6 protein-coding genes are annotated in these 16,178 nt (G+C 71.9%); 3 read left to right on the plus strand and 3 right to left on the minus strand.

Features of this window, described 5'->3' with window-relative positions; genetic code table 11:
* Positions 1-131 precede the first annotated feature (131 nt).
* The 3 genes from ACGFJ2_RS08940 to ACGFJ2_RS08950 are packed head-to-tail and all read left to right on the plus strand — an operon-like array spanning position 132 to position 3,035.
* Complete coding sequence (locus ACGFJ2_RS08940; RefSeq protein ID WP_393466308.1) at positions 132-1,010, plus strand: thiamine pyrophosphate-dependent dehydrogenase E1 component subunit alpha; 879 nt, start codon at positions 132-134, stop codon at positions 1,008-1,010.
* Entirely contained in the window at positions 1,007-1,987 is a 981-nt protein-coding gene (locus tag ACGFJ2_RS08945) for an alpha-ketoacid dehydrogenase subunit beta (RefSeq protein ID WP_393466311.1), read from the plus strand. The genes ACGFJ2_RS08940 and ACGFJ2_RS08945 overlap by 4 nt, the downstream gene beginning before the upstream one ends.
* The gene (locus tag ACGFJ2_RS08950) at positions 1,980-3,035 is read left to right on the plus strand and encodes a 2-oxo acid dehydrogenase subunit E2 (protein WP_393466314.1); all 1,056 of its coding nucleotides are present in this window, start codon (positions 1,980-1,982) and stop codon (positions 3,033-3,035) included. Before ACGFJ2_RS08945 ends, ACGFJ2_RS08950 begins: the two co-directional genes overlap by 8 nt.
* Here the strand turns inward: ACGFJ2_RS08950 and ACGFJ2_RS08955 are convergent.
* Genes ACGFJ2_RS08955 through ACGFJ2_RS08965 form a run of 3 tightly spaced genes read right to left on the minus strand, consistent with a single transcriptional unit; the run spans position 3,009 to position 16,176 of the window.
* Complete coding sequence (locus tag ACGFJ2_RS08955; protein ID WP_393466317.1) at positions 3,009-8,480, minus strand: amino acid adenylation domain-containing protein; 5,472 nt, start codon at positions 8,478-8,480, stop codon at positions 3,009-3,011. The two genes, ACGFJ2_RS08950 and ACGFJ2_RS08955, sit on opposite strands and share 27 nt — an antisense overlap.
* Entirely contained in the window at positions 8,477-14,695 is a 6,219-nt protein-coding gene (locus ACGFJ2_RS08960; protein ID WP_393466320.1) for an amino acid adenylation domain-containing protein, read from the minus strand. The genes ACGFJ2_RS08955 and ACGFJ2_RS08960 overlap by 4 nt, the downstream gene beginning before the upstream one ends.
* Positions 14,692-16,176 carry a condensation domain-containing protein gene (locus ACGFJ2_RS08965; RefSeq protein ID WP_393466323.1) on the minus strand — a complete coding sequence of 495 codons (1,485 nt, stop codon included), beginning with the start codon at positions 16,174-16,176 and terminating at the stop codon, positions 14,692-14,694. The genes ACGFJ2_RS08960 and ACGFJ2_RS08965 overlap by 4 nt, the downstream gene beginning before the upstream one ends.
* Positions 16,177-16,178 lie beyond the last annotated feature (2 nt).

Below are 16,178 nucleotides of genomic sequence, written 5' to 3' on the forward strand. Positions count from 1 at the left end.
GGCCGCCGTCATCGGGGATATGGCCGAGCTTTGACGTCTACGGCCTTTCGGTTCGCCACTGAGTAGCCGTAGACGTGATATGTCGCTGTTGTATAGCCTTTCTGGAGGTTCTCCCGGGACTCAAGGGGCCTATGAACAGGCTGGCTGACGAGGACTTGGCGCTGCTGCTGCTGATCCGGTCCTTCGAACGGAAGCTGCTCGCGCTCTTCGAGCGGGGCGAGCTCAACGGCACCACCCACACCTGCCTCGGGCAGGAGTACGTCCCCGTCTCCCTGCGCCCGTTGCTCCGTGACGGTGACTGGGTCTTCAGCAACCATCGCGGTCACGGCCACTATCTGGCCCGGTTCGAGGATCCCGAAGGGCTGCTGGCCGAGATCATGGGCCGGAAGGGCGCCGTGTGCGACGGGGTGGGCGGCAGCCAGCATCTGCGCCGCGACCGCTACCTGTCGACCGGGGTACAGGGGCAGAGCCTGCCGGTGGCCACCGGGGTCGCCCTGCACTTGAAGCGGCGCGAGCCCGGCGGGCTCGCCTGCGTCTACATCGGTGACGGTACGTGGGGCGAGGGGGCGGTGTACGAGGCGTTGAACATGGCGCAGCTCTGGCGGCTGCCACTGCTCGTGGTGGTCGAGCACAACGGCATCGCCCAGTCCACGCCGACGGAGCTCCAGATGGCGGGGACCATCGCGGGGCGGGCGGCGGCCTTCGGGATCGAGCACACCCGGGTGACTAGCTTGGATATTTCCGAAATAAGGCGAGATCTCGGGCCCTTGGTGGAGACGGTCAGGGGTGGTGTGCCGTTGGTGGTGGAGTTCGCCACGCATCGGCTCGGCCCGCACAGCAAGGGCGACGACACGCGCCCGCCGGACGTCGTACGCCCCGACTGGTACGCCGCCTACCAGACCGAACACGCCGACCAGTCGGCCCGCCTCGAAACGGCGGCCCGCGCCCGCATCGACGTGATCGCCGACGAAGTGGCTGCCAGACCCCCAGCCGTCTGGACGTCCGCGTGAGGGTCGGCGAGGACCTCAACCAGGCCCTGCACGGCCTGCTCGGCGACGACCCCGGCGTCTACGTGCTCGGCGAGGACCTTCTGGACCCCTACGGCGGCGCCTTCAAGATCACCCGCGGCCTGTCCACCCGCTTCCCCGACCGGGTCCTGACGACACCGCTGAGCGAGGGCGCGATCGTCGGCGCCGCCTCCGGCCTCGCGCTGGCGGGGGAGAAGGCCATCGTCGAGATGATGTTCGGCGACTTCGCCGCGCTCGCCTTCGACCAGATCGTGAACTTCGCCGGCAAATCGGTCTCCATGTACGGCCACCGCGTCCCGATGCCACTGATCATCCGCTGCCCCTCGGGCGGCAACCGCGGCTACGGCCCCACTCACAGCCAGAACCTCCAGAAGCACTTCATCGGCGTGCCCGGTCTCTCGCTGTTCGAGATGTCGCCGTTCCACGACAACCGCTCCGTCCTCGACCGCATGCTCGCCCTGGAAGAGCCCTGCCTGCTCTTCGAGGACAAGGTCCTCTACACCCGCCGGATGTACGAGGTGGACGAGCTGTTCTCCTGGGACCTGGTCGAGGACGTGGCCGTGGTGCGATTCGACGGCGACCTCGACTACGCGGTGATCGCCCCCGGCGGCGTGGCGCACCGGGCCATCGCCGCCATGCGTACGCTGCTGCTCTCCCACGACCTCGCCGGGGCGCTGCTCGTCCCGTCGCGCCTGTACCCGTTCGACCCCACCGCCGTGCTGCCGCTCCTCGGACAGGTGGGGCTGGTCTGTGTGGCGGAGGACGGCAGCGCGGGCGGCACCTGGGGCGGCCACCTGGCCGCCGACCTGCACACCAGGCTGTGGGGCTCGCTCCGGCGGCCGATCCGCCTGGTCAGCTCGGCCGACAGCGTGATCCCCACCGCCTCGCACCTGGAGCGTGCCGTGGTGCTGCAGGACAGCACGATCAGCAGGGCCGTACTGGAGGCGCTCGATGGATGAGATCCGGGTCCCGAAACTGAACAACAACGACTCGGAGTACACGCTGCTGGAGTGGCTGGCGGCCGACGGCGCGCGGGTGTGGCGAAATGACCCGCTGGTGACGCTGGAGACGTCCAAGGCGGTGGAGGAGCTGGTCAGCGAGCAGGACGGGGTGCTCACCCAACTCGTAGGGGCCGGCGCGTCATGCGCCCCCGGCCAGCTGATCGCCCGAATCGGCCCGAAGCCGACCCTGCCCGATGCGGAGGAGCCGGTCCCCGCCGTCGAAGGCGGACCGATCATCACGGCACCGGCCCGCGCCCTGCTGGACGAACTCGGCCTCGACCCCGCGCTGGTGGCCGGGCTGGAGGTCAAGGTGGTACGCCGAGCCGACGTGGAACGGCTCGCGGCAGCACCTCCCAAAAGCGGCCAGGCCCACACGCTCTCCAACCACCAGCGCGCGGTCGCCAGAACCGTGACCCTGTCGCACCAGACCATCCCCGCCGGATACACCGCAATAAAAGTAGACGTGACCCCGGCCCAGAAGACGGCCCGAGCCCTGACCAGACGGCTACGCAAGCTGATCGGCCTGCCCGACCTGCTCATCGCCGCCGTCGCCCGGCTGCACGCCGACTTCCCGATGTTCTTCGCCGAACTCATCGACGACAGAACCGCCCACGTCCCCGACCAACCACGCATAGGCGTGACGATCGACATGGGAACCGGCCTCTACGTGCCGGTGATCCGCGACCACCTGACCGTGCCGGACATCGCCGAACGCCTGGCCGAGTTCCGGAAACTCGCGCAGCACGGCGGCTTCAGCGAGGCGCACCTCACCGGCGGGAACATCGTCGTCACCCTCCACCACGACGCCGACATCATCATGGCCATCCCGATCATCTTCCCCGGCCAGACCTGCGCCATCGCCCTCACCTCACCGCAGCCGGACGGTGAGCGGATGACAGCGGCGATCGGCCTGGCCTACGACCACCGGCTGATCAACGGCAGGGACGTCGTCCTGTTCCTGCAGGCGTTGAAGGAGATCCTAGAGACTGCGCCCGAGAGCCTGTAGCCCGACCAGGTCGTCCGGGGTCGCGTCGGCGCTCTGGTCGAGCAGGCCCGGTAGCCGTGACCGCAGCGCCACTGCCGCGAGCACCGCCATCGACACGGCGAACAGCACGTACATCAGCCCCACCCCGCGCCCGGCGCCGGTGCCGATGAGCGCCCCCACGGTCGAGGCGAGCGGGCCGTCGGGGGCGAGCAGCGGGTCGAACACCGCCGCCCCGTACGGCGCCACGAGACCGAAGCCGAGCGGCAGTGTGGACCAGGCGATCAGCGTGTTCAGCGCGAACACCCGCCCGTGGAACCGCTGCGGCACCTTCACCTGCACGATCGTGGCGTAGACACCGTTCAGCAGCGTCAGCCACAGCGACATCCCGAACGCCCCGATCCCGATCGTCACCAGATCCGCCCGCAACCCCGTGACCAGGCAGAACGCCGCCAGCGCCAGCGTGCACCACAGCACCGCTCGCATCCGCCCCCGGCTCGGCCCGCCCCAGGCCGTCATGGTCAGACCGCCGAGGAAGACCCCCAGCCCGGACACGAACGAGATCCGGCCCACATCCTGCAGCGTGCCGAAAGAGAGCACCAGCGGTGAGATCAGCAGGAACAGGGGGGACAGGAAGACGTTCAGCACCGCGAAGTAGAGGAGCATCTGACGGAAGCCCAGGTTGCCCCAGGAGTAGCGGAACCCGGCCGCCATCTCCGCCAGCACCGGCTCCTTGCGGCGCCAGGCCATCGCGGCGGGGAAGCGCACCAGCAGTGTCACCCCGATCGCGAACACGTAACTGGCCACATCGAGCACCAGGATGCCCTCCAGCCCGATCACGGCCATCAGCCCGACGGCCGCGAGGGGGACGAGCAGCTGCGTCATGCCGCCGGCCATCTGGACGATGCCGTTGGCGTGCCCGAGGTACCGCTTGGGGACGAGCTGCGGCACCGCCGAGGTGTAGGCCAGCCGCTGGAACGTCAGCGCCACCGACAGCAGTGCGAGGAGTGGATAAACGTGGCAGATCTGCAGGTTCTCGGTCCAGAGCAGCGTTCCGAAGACGAGCTGCGTACCGACGGCGGCGGCGTCACCGCCGAGCATGACCGCCCGCCGGTTCCCGCGATCGACGATCGCCCCCGCCAGCGGCGCCACCACCATCCCCGGGACCAGCCCGACCACCGACAGCAGGGCGAACTGCGCCAGCGAGCCCGTGGTCAGATAGATCCAGATGGGGATGGCGAACCCGGTCAGCGCCGACCCCAGCAGGGACACCAGCTGCCCACTGGCGACGGCCGTGAACCGCTTCATGCTGGGCTGCGGTCCGGTCGCGACGGCCGACACCCCGCCCCGCGACACCTCCCGCACCCGCCAACTGGCCCCGCTGACTGCTTCGATATCGCCTGAGCCAACTGCCTCGACACCGTCTGAGCCAACCGCCTCCACAGCGCCTGAGCCAACTGCCTCCGCGTCCACTGAACCAACTGCCTCTGCGCCGCCTGCTGCGATGGCGACGTGGGTACGGGTGACGATCTCGGCGAGCTCGTCCGCCCGATATTTCAGGAAGAAGTGTCCGGCCTCGTCCAGCTCCACCACGGCGGCCGTGGGCGTGAGGAAGTGCCACTCGCGGTACCGCTCCTCGAAGTACTCGGTCGCCGGATCGTGCTCTCCCGCCACGCTGACGATCGGCGCCCGCAGCCGCTCCACCGAGCTCGCGAACAGCCCGGTGAAGTACTCCTCCGCGGCCTCGCTGTCGCGCCGCATGTTCCTGATGATGTGCCGAGCCTGCCCCGGCTCCAGGTCGCCCATGTCGAGCCCCATGGACATCAGCCAGTTGGCGTAGCTCCGGTCGCTACGGAGGAACTCGCGCCTGGCCAGCTTGGACAGCAGCGCCATGGGCCCCTTACCAGGGCGGGCGAAGGGGTAGATCGCCCCGATGTACACCGCTTCGAGCTCGCGGCCCGCCGCCTCCAGCCGTCGCGCGATCTCGACGACCAGGGCCGACCCCACGCCGCAGTGCCCGTACAGCGCCACCGGTCCGCGTACCTTCTCCTGGATCTCGCTCACGCACCGGGCCGCCACCTCGTCCAGGGGCAGCCGCTCCTCGTCCAGGCCGACGTCGTGGCCGGGGATGGACACCGACCACAGGGCGTAGGTCGCGGGCAGGGCGTCGGCGAGCGGCTGGTAGACCACCGCCGCGCCGCCGCCGTACGGCACGCACACGTAGGTGAGCTCGGCGGGAGAGGTACGGCGCGGCGTCAGCTCGTGCAGGAGCCCGCGCGAGGCGGTGGCGGTGCCGTCGACGAGCGTGGCCAGCTCGCGGACGGTCGGGTGCTTGAACAGGTCCACCACGGCGATCGGCGCGGCACCGGGCGGCAGCGCCCTGCGCAGCCTGGCCACCACCTTGATCGCCAGCAGCGAGTGCCCGCCCATGTCGAAGAAGTCGTCGTCCACTCCGAGATCGGCCATCTCGAGCGCTTCGGCCCAGACCGCGGCGACCAGGCGCTCCGCCTCTGTGGCCGGGGGGACGCGCCGGCCCGGTTCCGCACCGTCCGCCGATGACGTGGGGGCGGGGAGGCGGCGCCGGTCCACCTTGCCGTTGGCGGTCAGGGGCAGCTGGGGGAGGGGGACGAAACGGGTGGGGATCATGTACGCGGGCAGGGTCTCAGCGAGGTGGCCGCGCAGGCGGGTCGGATCCACCTGGCCCACCACGTACGCCACCAGCTGCGCCTGCGTGCCCGAGCCGTGGGTGGTGACCACGCACTCGGTCACGTCCGGGTGGCGGGCGAGGTGGGTCTCGATCTCGCCCAGTTCGATGCGGTAGCCGCGGATCTTCACCTGCGCGTCGGCGCGGCCGAGGAACTCGATCGTGCCGTCCGCGGTGTAGCGGCCCAGGTCGCCCGTTCGGTAGAGGCGCTCGCCGGTGCGGGGGTGGCTGATGAAGGCGGCGGCGGTGCGTTCCGGGTCACGCCAGTAGCCGGTGGCCACGCCGACGCCGCCGATGTACAGGTCACCGGGTACGCCGACGGGCACGTCACACCGGCCGCGGTCCAGGATGCGGAAGGACTGGTTGGCCAGCGGACGGCCGTACGGGATGGACGACCAGCCCGGCTCCACCTCGCCGATCGGATAGCTGATGGACCAGATCGAGCCTTCGGTGGCGCCGCCCAGGCTGATGATCTCGGCCGCCGGGGCGAGGGCGCGGATCCGGTCGGGGAGGGTCAGCGGGATCCAGTCGCCGGACAGCAGTACCAAGCGCAGCGAGCTCAGGTCGGTGCCTTCGTGCTCGGCGTGGTCGACCAGGAGCTCCATGAGGGCGGGGACCGAGTTCCAGACGGTGACGCGGTGCTCGGTGACCAGCCGGGCCCAGGCGGCGGGGTCCTTGTCGGCCGACGGCTCGCCCATGACGAGGGTGGCGCCGACGGCCAGGGCGCCGTAGACGTCGTACACGGACAGGTCGAAGCTGAGGGCCGACAGGGCGAGGATCCGGTCGTGCGGGCCGACGTGGAAGCGGTAATTGAGGTCGCGGACGGTGTTCAGGGCGGCTTGGTGCTCGATCATCACGCCCTTCGGGGTGCCGGTCGAGCCCGAGGTGAAGATCACGTACGCGAGGTCGTCAGGCGCGGCCGGGCAGTCGGGGGGCGTCAGAGGAGCGGACGAGGGGCCAGGCGGGGGAGCCACCGAAAGGCGGGTCACGTCGGCGGGCCAGGTCAGGCCCAGCCCCGGCTGGGTCAGGTCCAGCCACGGCTGGGTCACCGCGACCCGGCACTCGCCGCGTGCCATCAGCTCGAAGCGCCGCTGGTCGGGCAGATCGGCGTCGATCGGCAGGTAGGCCGCCCCGGCCATGTTGATGCCCAGCACCGCCACGACCTGCTCCCACCCCCGCTCCATCACGACCGCGACCAGCTCCCCGCGCCCGACGCCCGCCGACGTCAGCTCGGCGGCCAGCAGCCCGGCCCGGCGTTCAAGCTCCGCGTAGCTGATCTCGCCGCCGGGATGGGCCACCGCGACGGCGTCGGGCGCCTGCGGCACCCGCTCCTCGAACGGGCGGTGCAGGAGGCCGGGGTCGCCGAGGTCGAGCCCGGTGTCGTTCCACCGTTCCCGTTCCTCTCGCTCCGGCGCGGTGAGCAGCTCGATCGTGGAGACGGGGGCCGACGGGTCGGCCACGATCCCGTCGAGCAGGGCGGCGAAATGCCCGGCCATGCGCGAGATCCGCTCGGCCCCGAACAACGCGACGTTGTACACGAACAGGAACGAACCATCGCCACCGGTGTACAGCTCCAGATCGAACCGGGTGGCCCACACCCCCGGCGAGAACCCCTCCACGGTCAGCCCACCGGACGACGGCTCGCCGCCGTAGTTCTGCATCGCGAACAGGACCTGGAACAGCGGCGACCGTGGCACCTCCCGGGGCACGTTCAGCTCCGACACCAGCCGCTCGAACGGCAGCTCCTGATGCGCGTACGCGTCCATGGCCAGGTCACGCACCCGGTGCAGCAACCCCAGGAACGACGGATCCCCCGACAGATCCACCCGCATCGCGAGCATGTTGATGAAGCAGCCGATCAGCCCGTCCAGCTCCGGCAGCGACCGACCGGCCACGGGGGAGCCGATGGCCACGTCCTCCTGCCCGGCGTACCGGCCGAGAAGTGCCGCGAAGGCGGCCAGCAGCACCATGTACGGCGTGGCGCCGTGCTCCCGCCCCAGCCGCTCCAGCCGCGCGACCAGCGCGGGGTCGATGGTGAACGAGTGCGCCGCGCCGAGGTAGGTCAGCTCGGGCGGTCGGGGGAAGTCCGTGGGCAGCTCCAGCGGCGACAGCCCGGCCAGCCGTTCCCGCCAGTAGGCCACGTCGGCCGCCTCGCCGGGCCGCTCGCGCTGCCAGGCGGCGAAGTCGCCGTAGGTGACGGGCAGGTCGGGCAGGGGGTTCCGGTCGTAGCCGGTCAGGAGCTCGCGGAGCAGGATGTTCGCCGACCAGCCGTCGGCGGCGATGTGGTGGACGGCGATGGCCAGCACGTGGTCGTCGGCGCTCAGCCGTACCAGCAGAGCCCTGATCACCGGCCCGGTCACCAGGTCGAACGGCTCGGCGAGGAAGCTGTCGACCAACGCCCGTGCCTCGTCCACGTCGTCGGCGGCGGCCACAGTGAGCGGGACGTCGGAGGCCGAGACCGTCACCGTGGGCTGTCCGTCGTCGCCGACCGGGAAGCGGGTCCGCAACGCCTGGTGCCGGGCGGCGACCTGGTTCAGCGCACCGGCCAGCAGGGAGGCGACGAGCGGGCCGCGCAGCCGCCGCACGAACGGGACCGTGTGCGCGGGGTTCCCCGGCGCGTACTGCTCCATGAACCACAGCCGCTCCTGCGCGTACGACAGCGGCGGCGCCTGACCGTCCGGCAGCGCCGGAATCGTCGGCACGCTCTTGCGCCGCCGTAACCGCTGGGTCAGCAGCGCCCGCTGGGCCTCGGTCAGCTCGGTCACAACGCGTCCTCCGGGTCGAGCATGCTGCGCGCCTGTTCGTCGGACAGCCCGGCCACCTCCGCCACCAGCGCCTCCTCGACGGCGCGCGCCAGCTCGGCGACGGTACGGCGGGCGAACAGCGTACGGATCGGCAACTCCACACCCGCGATCGCCCGCAGCCGGGCCGCCACCCTGATGGCGAGCAGCGAGTGCCCGCCGAGCGCGAAGAAGTCGTCGAACGCGCCGACCTTGTCCGCGCCGAGCACCTCGGCCCAGACGTCGGCGACCAGCTCTTCAGCGTCCGAGCGCGGTGGCGTGGCGTCCGTGGCCGCTGCGCGGCCCGGATCCGGCAGCGCGCCCCGGTCGAGCTTGCCGTTCGCGGTGAGCGGCAGCGCGTCGAGCACCACCCAATGAGCGGGGACCATGTACGGCGGGAGCCGCCCGGCCACGTGGTCGGCCAGCTCGGCCGTCTCGCCCACGACATAGGCGACGAGCTCGCCGTCCCTGGCGACCACCACGGCCTGCCGTACGTCCGGATGCGTACGCAGGCAGTGCTCCACCTCGCCCGGCTCGATGCGGAAGCCCCGCACCTTGACCTGCTCGTCGACGCGCCCGAGGAACTCCAGCAGCCCGTCGGGACGCAGCCGCACCCGGTCTCCGGTACGGAAGTACCGGCCACCGTCGGGCAGCCGGACGAAGCGCTGGGCCGTCAGCTCGGGCGCGCCGAGGTAGCCGCGGGCGACGCCGGGTCCGCCGATGTACAGCTCGCCGGGGGCGCCGGGGGGAGTGGGCGTGCCGTGCGGGTCGAGGATCCGGACCGTGGTGGCCCGGATGGGGCGGCCGATCGGCGGGTGCGGGTCGTCGCCGGTCAGGTCGGTGGCGGTCGCGACGATCGTGGTCTCGGTGGGGCCGTAGGTGTTGACCAGGCGTACCCGGTCGCCGAACCGCCGCCGCCAGCGGGCCACGGCGGTGGCGTGCACCTGCTCGCCGCCGATGACGACCAGGCGGAGGGCAGTCGGCCAGGCGATCTCGTCGATCAGGTCCACGAGGTGGTGGAAGTACGCCGTCGGCAGGTCGAGCACGGTGACGTCGGGCCGTTCGGCGAGCAGGTCGGGGAGGGTGGCGCCGCCGTCGGGCACCAGCACGACTGTGGCGCCGGTGGTCAGGGCGGGGTAGAGCTCCTCGGCGTGGGTGTCGAAGCTGAGGGAGGCCAGCTGGACGACCTGGTCGCCGGGGCCCAGGCCGTACTCGTCACGCATCCACCGGACCCGGGCGGCCAACCCGGCGTGCTCGACCGCCACGCCTTTGGGGGTGCCGGTGGAGCCGGAGGTGTAGATGACGTAGGCGAGGCCCGGCGCCTGAGCGCGGGGATCGTCCACGGCGGTCAGGCCGTATGCGGCTGCCAGGTCGTCCGCGGCTCTCCGGGCGTCCGAGACGACCGGCCCGGTGCTGCTCGTGGTGGTCAGGTCGTCCGGGACGATCAGGCGGGCGCCGCTCATGGCGATCATGTGCTGCAGACGGACGGACGGATAGGCGGGGTCGAGCGGCAGGTAGGCGGCTCCCACGCGCCAGATCGCCAGCATCGCCACCACCGCGTCGACCGACCGGCCGAGACGGAGCCCGACTATGTCGCCAGGGCCCGCGCCGCGCCCGGCCAGCTCGGCCGCCAGCCGGGTCACCCGCTCGGCCAGCTCGCCGTAGGTCACGCTCTCGGACCCGCAGACGACGGCCGTCTCACCGGAGTGCGCGGCGACGGCCGCCGCGATCATCTCCGGCACGCCCGGCTCGATGGCCCCCTCGCCATCCGCTTCGATCATCCCGTTGCCAACGTCGCCCCCAGCCGAGGCGATCAGCGCCGAATCGGCCACAGTGAGCGTCGGCAGGGCCGACACGGGGGCGTGCCGGTTGTCCGGGTCGGCGATCCCGCGTAACAGCACCGCGAACCGCTCCGCCAGCCCCGCCACCGTCTCCGCGTCGAACAGCCCCGCGTCGTACCCGAACGCCACCCGCAGCCGCCCCGGCGCCTGCCACGCCTCCACCACCAGGTCGAACTTGGCCTGCCGATACCCATCGTCGAAGTACGACATTTCCAGACCGTCGGCGAGCCGATCCCGCTCCCCGTCGGCCGGCTGGCTGTTCAGCGTCAGCATGGTCTGGAACATCGGCTTCCTGGTGATGTCCCGCTCGATGTCCAGCTCCGCCAGCAGCCGCTCGAACGGCACGTCCTGATGCGCCATCGCCTCCAGCACCGTCCGCCGCGTCCTGGTCAGCAGCTCGTCCAGCGTCGGATCGCCCGACAGGTCGCCGCGCAGCACCAGCGTGGTGCTGAGGTAGCCGACGATCGGCCCCAGCTCCACCCGATCCCGCCCGGCGGTGGGCGAGCCGACCATGATGTCCGTCTGCCCGGTGTGCCGCGCCAGCAGCACCTGGTAGGCCGCCAGCAGCACCATGAACAGCGTGCTCCGCTGCCGCCGCGCCGTCGCGTCCAGCGCCTTGGCCAGGTCGTCGGGGATGTCCAGCAGGTGGAAGTCGCCGCGCGCCGGCCCCGGCGTGCGCGGGCGGTCGGTGTGCAGCGCCAGCGTGGGCGGGTCGGCGAGGCGTTCCCGCCAGTACTCCAGTGCCGCGCTCCCGTCCTGCTCCCGCTGCCAGCGCGCGACGTCCCCATGCTGTACGGCCAGCGGCGCCAGGCCCTCCGACCCGGCGTACAGTCTGGCCAGGTCGTCCAGGAGGACGGTGATCGACCAGCCGTCGGCGATGATGTGGTGCAGCACCACGCACAGCACGTGGTCGTCCCCGCCCAGGCGGATCAGCGTGATCCGGAGCGGCGGTGCCACACCGAGGTCCAGGGGAGCGTTGGTGCGGGCGGCGACCAGCGCGCGGGCCTCCGCCTCGTCACCCGCGTCGAGCAGTTCCACGTCGGCGGGCCGTCCGGCGTGCTCGACGACGGCGACCGGCCGCCCGTCCACCTCGGGAAAGCGTGTGCGCAGCGACTCGTGCCGGGTGAGCAACGCGGTCAGCGCCCGCCGCAGCGCCTCGGGATCGAGGCGGCCGCGGAGCCGGCGCACGATGTACATGTTGTACGAGGCGTCACCCGGATCCAGCCGGTGCAGGAACCACAGCCGTTCCTGGCCCGCCGACAGCGGGGGCAGCGTTCCGGACGGCCGCGGGGCGAGCGAGAGGCCAGGGGCCTCCGGCAGCCCCTCCAGCGTCGCCGCGAACCCGGCCACGGTCGGCTGCCCGAACAACGTCCGCAACGGCACCGTCGTCCCCGCCGCCGCCAGCTTGGCGATGACCTGGGTGGCCAGCAGCGAGTGCCCGCCCAGGGCGAAGAAGTCGTCGTCCGCGCCGACGTCGCCGATCCTGAGCACGTCGCCGAAGATCCTGGCCACCTGCCGCTCCCGCGCGGTACGCGGCGGGCCGCCCCGCCCGGCCACCGGCCCGGCCGGCTCGGGCAGCGACAGCCGATCGACCTTGCCGTTGGGCGTCATCGGCAACGCGTCCAGCACCACCACGACGCCGGGGACCATGTAGGCGGGCAACCACCCGGCCGCGTGTTCGAGCAGGTCGGTGGGGCGGTCCGGGGTGGTCGCCACCTCCGGCCTGGTTGCCACGTCCGGCCTGGTCGCCTGGTCCGGCGTGGTCTCCACGTAGGCGACCAGTTCGTCCCCGCGGACGACGACGGCCGCCCGCCGTACGCCCGGATGCGACTCCAGCGCGGTCTCGATCTCGCCCAGCTCGATCCGGTGCCCGCGCAGCTTCACCTGTCCGTCGCCCCGGCCCAGGAACTCCAGGGTGCCGTCCCCGAGCCACCTGACCCGGTCGCCGGTCCGGTAGAGCCCGTCCGCGAAGCGCTCGGCGGTCGCTTCCGGCCGGCCCAGGTAGCCGAGCGCGAGCCCGGCCCCGCCGATCGCGAGGTCACCGGGTACGCCGATCGGCGCCGGTCGGCCGGAGCCGTCGAGCACGTGGACGCGGGTGTTGGCGATCGGCCGCCCGATGCTCACCCGGCCGGGCTCGGCGGGGACCTCCCAGGCGGTGGACCAGATCGTGGTCTCCGTCGGCCCGTACATGTTGAACAACCGCGCCACCCGCCGCCGCAGCCGCCTGGCCAGCGCGAGCGGCAGCGCCTCGCCGCCCGCCAGCGCCACCAGCCCGGAGGCGTCGAGCCCGGCGGAGAGCAGCATGTTCCAGCCCGAGGGGGTGGCCTGGACGTGCGTGACGCCCGACGCGGAGATCAGGTCGGCGAGCGCGGCGCCGTCCCGTACGGTCTCGTCGTCGGCCAGCACCAGCCGACCGCCGGTCACCAGCGGCAGGTACAGCTCCAGGCCCGCGATGTCGAAGGACAACGAGGTGCTGCCCAGCCACACGTCCGCCGGGCCGGAGCCGAGCAGGTGCTCCATCCCGGCCAGCAGGTTCACCAGCGCCGAGTGAGGCACGACCACCCCTTTCGGGCGGCCGGTCGAGCCGGAGGTGTAGAGCACATAGGCGGCCGACCCGCCATCGGGCCCGGCGGCGACGGGGCCGGGGTCGGCAGTCGGGAGCCGGGAGTCGTCCAGCGTGAACCGGGCGCCCGAGTCCGCCAGCATGTAGGCCACCCGGTCGGCCGGCAGCGCCGGGTCGATCGGCAGGTAGGCGGCCCCCGCCAGCAACACACCGAGCAGGGTCCCGGGCAGCTCCACCGACCGCCGTCCACGGACCGCGACCACGGATCCGGGCCCCGCGCCGCGCTCCCGCAGTTCCCCCGCCACCCGTACGGCCTGGGCGACGAGCTCCGCGTAGGACAGGCGGCGGTCGCCGCACGAGACGGCGATCGCGTCCGGCCGCAGCTCCGCCTGCCGCATGACCAGGTCCACCACGGTCGCGGCCGGCACGTCCAGGGCGGTGCTGTTCCAGGTCCGGTCGAGCAGCTTTCGTTCGGCGGCGGGCAGCAGGTCCAGCTCGGACAGACGAGCCTCGGGAGCGGCGACGATCGAGGCGAGCAGGGTCTGGAAGCGGGCCACGAGCCGGGTCACCGTCTCCCGGCCGAACAGCTCGGCGCTGTAGAAGAGCGCCCCGTGCCAGCCCCTGCCCGACGGCCAGAGATCCATCCGCAGGTCCACCATGGCCGGCGGCGCCCCGTGCGGGAACGGCAGGCTCTCCATCCCGGCGAACGACTCCGCCTCCGCGTATCCGACAGCGGAGTTGTGCAGCGCCAGCATCGCCTGGAACAGCGGCGTACGCGACAGGTCCCGCTCGATGTCGAGCGCGGACAGCACCCGCTCGATCGGCACCTCGCGGTGCGCCATCGCCTCCAGGACGGTCCGGCGGGTACGGCGCAGCAGCTCGCTGAACGGCGGATCCCCCGACAGATCCCCCCGGAGCACCAGCGTGGAGGCGAACAGCCCGACCATCGGCTCCAGCTCCGGCCGGTCGCGTCCGGCGATGGGCGAGCCGACCACGATGTCGTCCTGCCCGGCATGCCGGGCCAGCAGCACCTGGTAGGCGGCCAGCAGCACCATGAACACCGTCGAACGCTCGGCCCTGGCCAGCCGGGACAGCGCGCCGGCGAGTTCGGGCGGCAGGTCGAAGTGCACTTCGCCGCCCGCGCTGCCGCGCTGCGCGGGACGCGGCCGGTCCGTGGGCAGCTCCAGCGGCGTCGCCCCGGCCAGCTTGGCCGTCCAGTAGTCGGCGTCGGTGTGGGAGACCCGCTGGGTGCCGGCGTACTCGGCGTAGCTGACGGGCAGGTCGGGCAGCGCGGCCGGTTCGCCCTCCGTGCGGGCGAGGTAGTAGGCGGCCAGGTCGCTCAACAGCACGTTCAGGGACCAGCCGTCGCCGATGATGTGGTGCAGCACCACGCACAGCACGTGGTGGTCGTCCGCCAGCCGGACCAGCGTGATCCGCAAGGGCGGAGCAGCGGCCAGGTCGAAGGGCGTGTTGACCCGCTCCTCCAGCAACCGCACGACCTCAGACTCGTCCGGCTCGACGCCTGAGGGGTTGCCGGGGACTACCGGATCGAGGACCACGAACTCCACCGGCACCTCCGCCCCCGGCGGGTCGATCACCGCGATCGGCTGCCCGTCCTGGTCGGGAAACCTCGTACGCAACGACTCATGCCGCGCCACCACATCCCCGAACGCCCCCGTCAGCGCCCCGACGTCGAGCGCCCCCCGCAACCGCCGCACCGCCGCCACCCGATAGGCCGCGTCCGACGGATCGAGCCGCTGCAGGAACCAGAGCCGCTCCTGGCCCAGGGAGATCATGGCCGCAGCCCGCCGATGGCCGCCGCCACCCCGGTGATCGTCGGATCGTCGAGGAACACGTCGAACGGCACCTCCACCCCGAGCCGTTTCCTGATCCGCGCGCTGATCTGCGTGATGGTCAGCGAGTGCCCGCCGAGGTCGTAGAGGTCCTCGTCCGGCGCGATGTGATCCATCCGCAGGACCTCCATCCAGATCAGCCGCACCTGCTCGACCAACTCCGCGTCGACCTCGTCATGCGCGGGCCCGGCATCCGGCGGCGCCTCCAGAGCGACGTGGGGAACGACCTGGGGGACGGCCGGGAGTAGATCGGCTAGCCGTACGTCCGGATCAGCGGCGACCGCGCGCAGTACAGCCCTGAGGTGGTCCCCGGCCAGCTCGACATCCCGCCGGGGAATGACGTCCGGGCTGTAGTGCAGCGTCAGGTGCAGCCCGTCGTCGCCGTCGACGGCCTGGAGGTGGAGCGCGTTCCTGATCGTATGGCTGGACATCTTCCACTCCACCGACAGCTTCAGCCCGGGGAAGACCTGTTCGGGCGCGCGCCGCCGGAAGCTGATGGACACCGGCGCCAGCGCCACTCTCGGCTTGATCCCGCCCACCGCCCTGGCCACGGGCACCTCGCGGAAGGCGTTCAGCTCGCGCAGCTCGCTCCGGACGCCCAGGGCCAGCTCACGGAAGGAGCCCTCGGCCGAGAACGACACGAACACCGGCAGTTCGGTGGCGAACAGGCCGATGTCGTCGCGGGTCTCATCGGTCCGGGTCGACATGGCCACGGCCACAGGCGTCTCGGCGTTGCCGTATCGGTGAAGGAGGGCGTGCACGGCGGCGAGGAAGACCTCGAATCTCGTCAGGCCGGATAAGTCGGGCATGTCATCGGTCAGGGTGAGCAGGACGGTCTCACCGCGCTCGGCCAGCCGCGGCGATCGCGTCACCCCGTTGATCACCACGTGCGGCACCTCGCGCCAGCGCGCCCGCCAGTACGCCTCCGCCTCCGGCGACGGCTTCTCCTCCGCCCCGTACGGCATGGGCAGCGGCGGAAGCGGCGCCCCGGAGTAGGCGGCGGCGAGATCTCGTACGAGCAGATCCTTGGACATGCCATCGAAGACCAGGTGATGCGCCACGAACAGCAGCAGATGCCGCGACGACGAGACCTCCGCCAGCGTGAACCGGGCCAGCGGCCCGGCGGACAGCTCGAAGGGCCGCGCGATCTCCCGCTCGATCAGCGCCTCCGGGTCCGGCTCCACGACGAACGCCACCGGCGGAAGCTCCCTGGCGGGCACCAGGTGCAGCACGCCGTCGCGCTCCTCGAAGGCGCGGCCCAGCACCGGGTGCCGCGCGAGCACCGCCCGGCACGCCGCCAGCATCGCCTCCCGCTCCAGCGGTCCGTCGAACCACATGGCGAACGGCATGTGGTACGCCGTGCCGGTGCCGTGCAGCACCTCGGTGATCCACATCCCGTGCTGGGCCTGTGACGCCAGGACCATGC

Origin of the sequence: Nonomuraea sp. NPDC049028 (assembly GCF_043197735.1) — a bacterium.
Taxonomy (GTDB): Bacteria; Actinomycetota; Actinomycetes; order Streptosporangiales; family Streptosporangiaceae; genus Nonomuraea.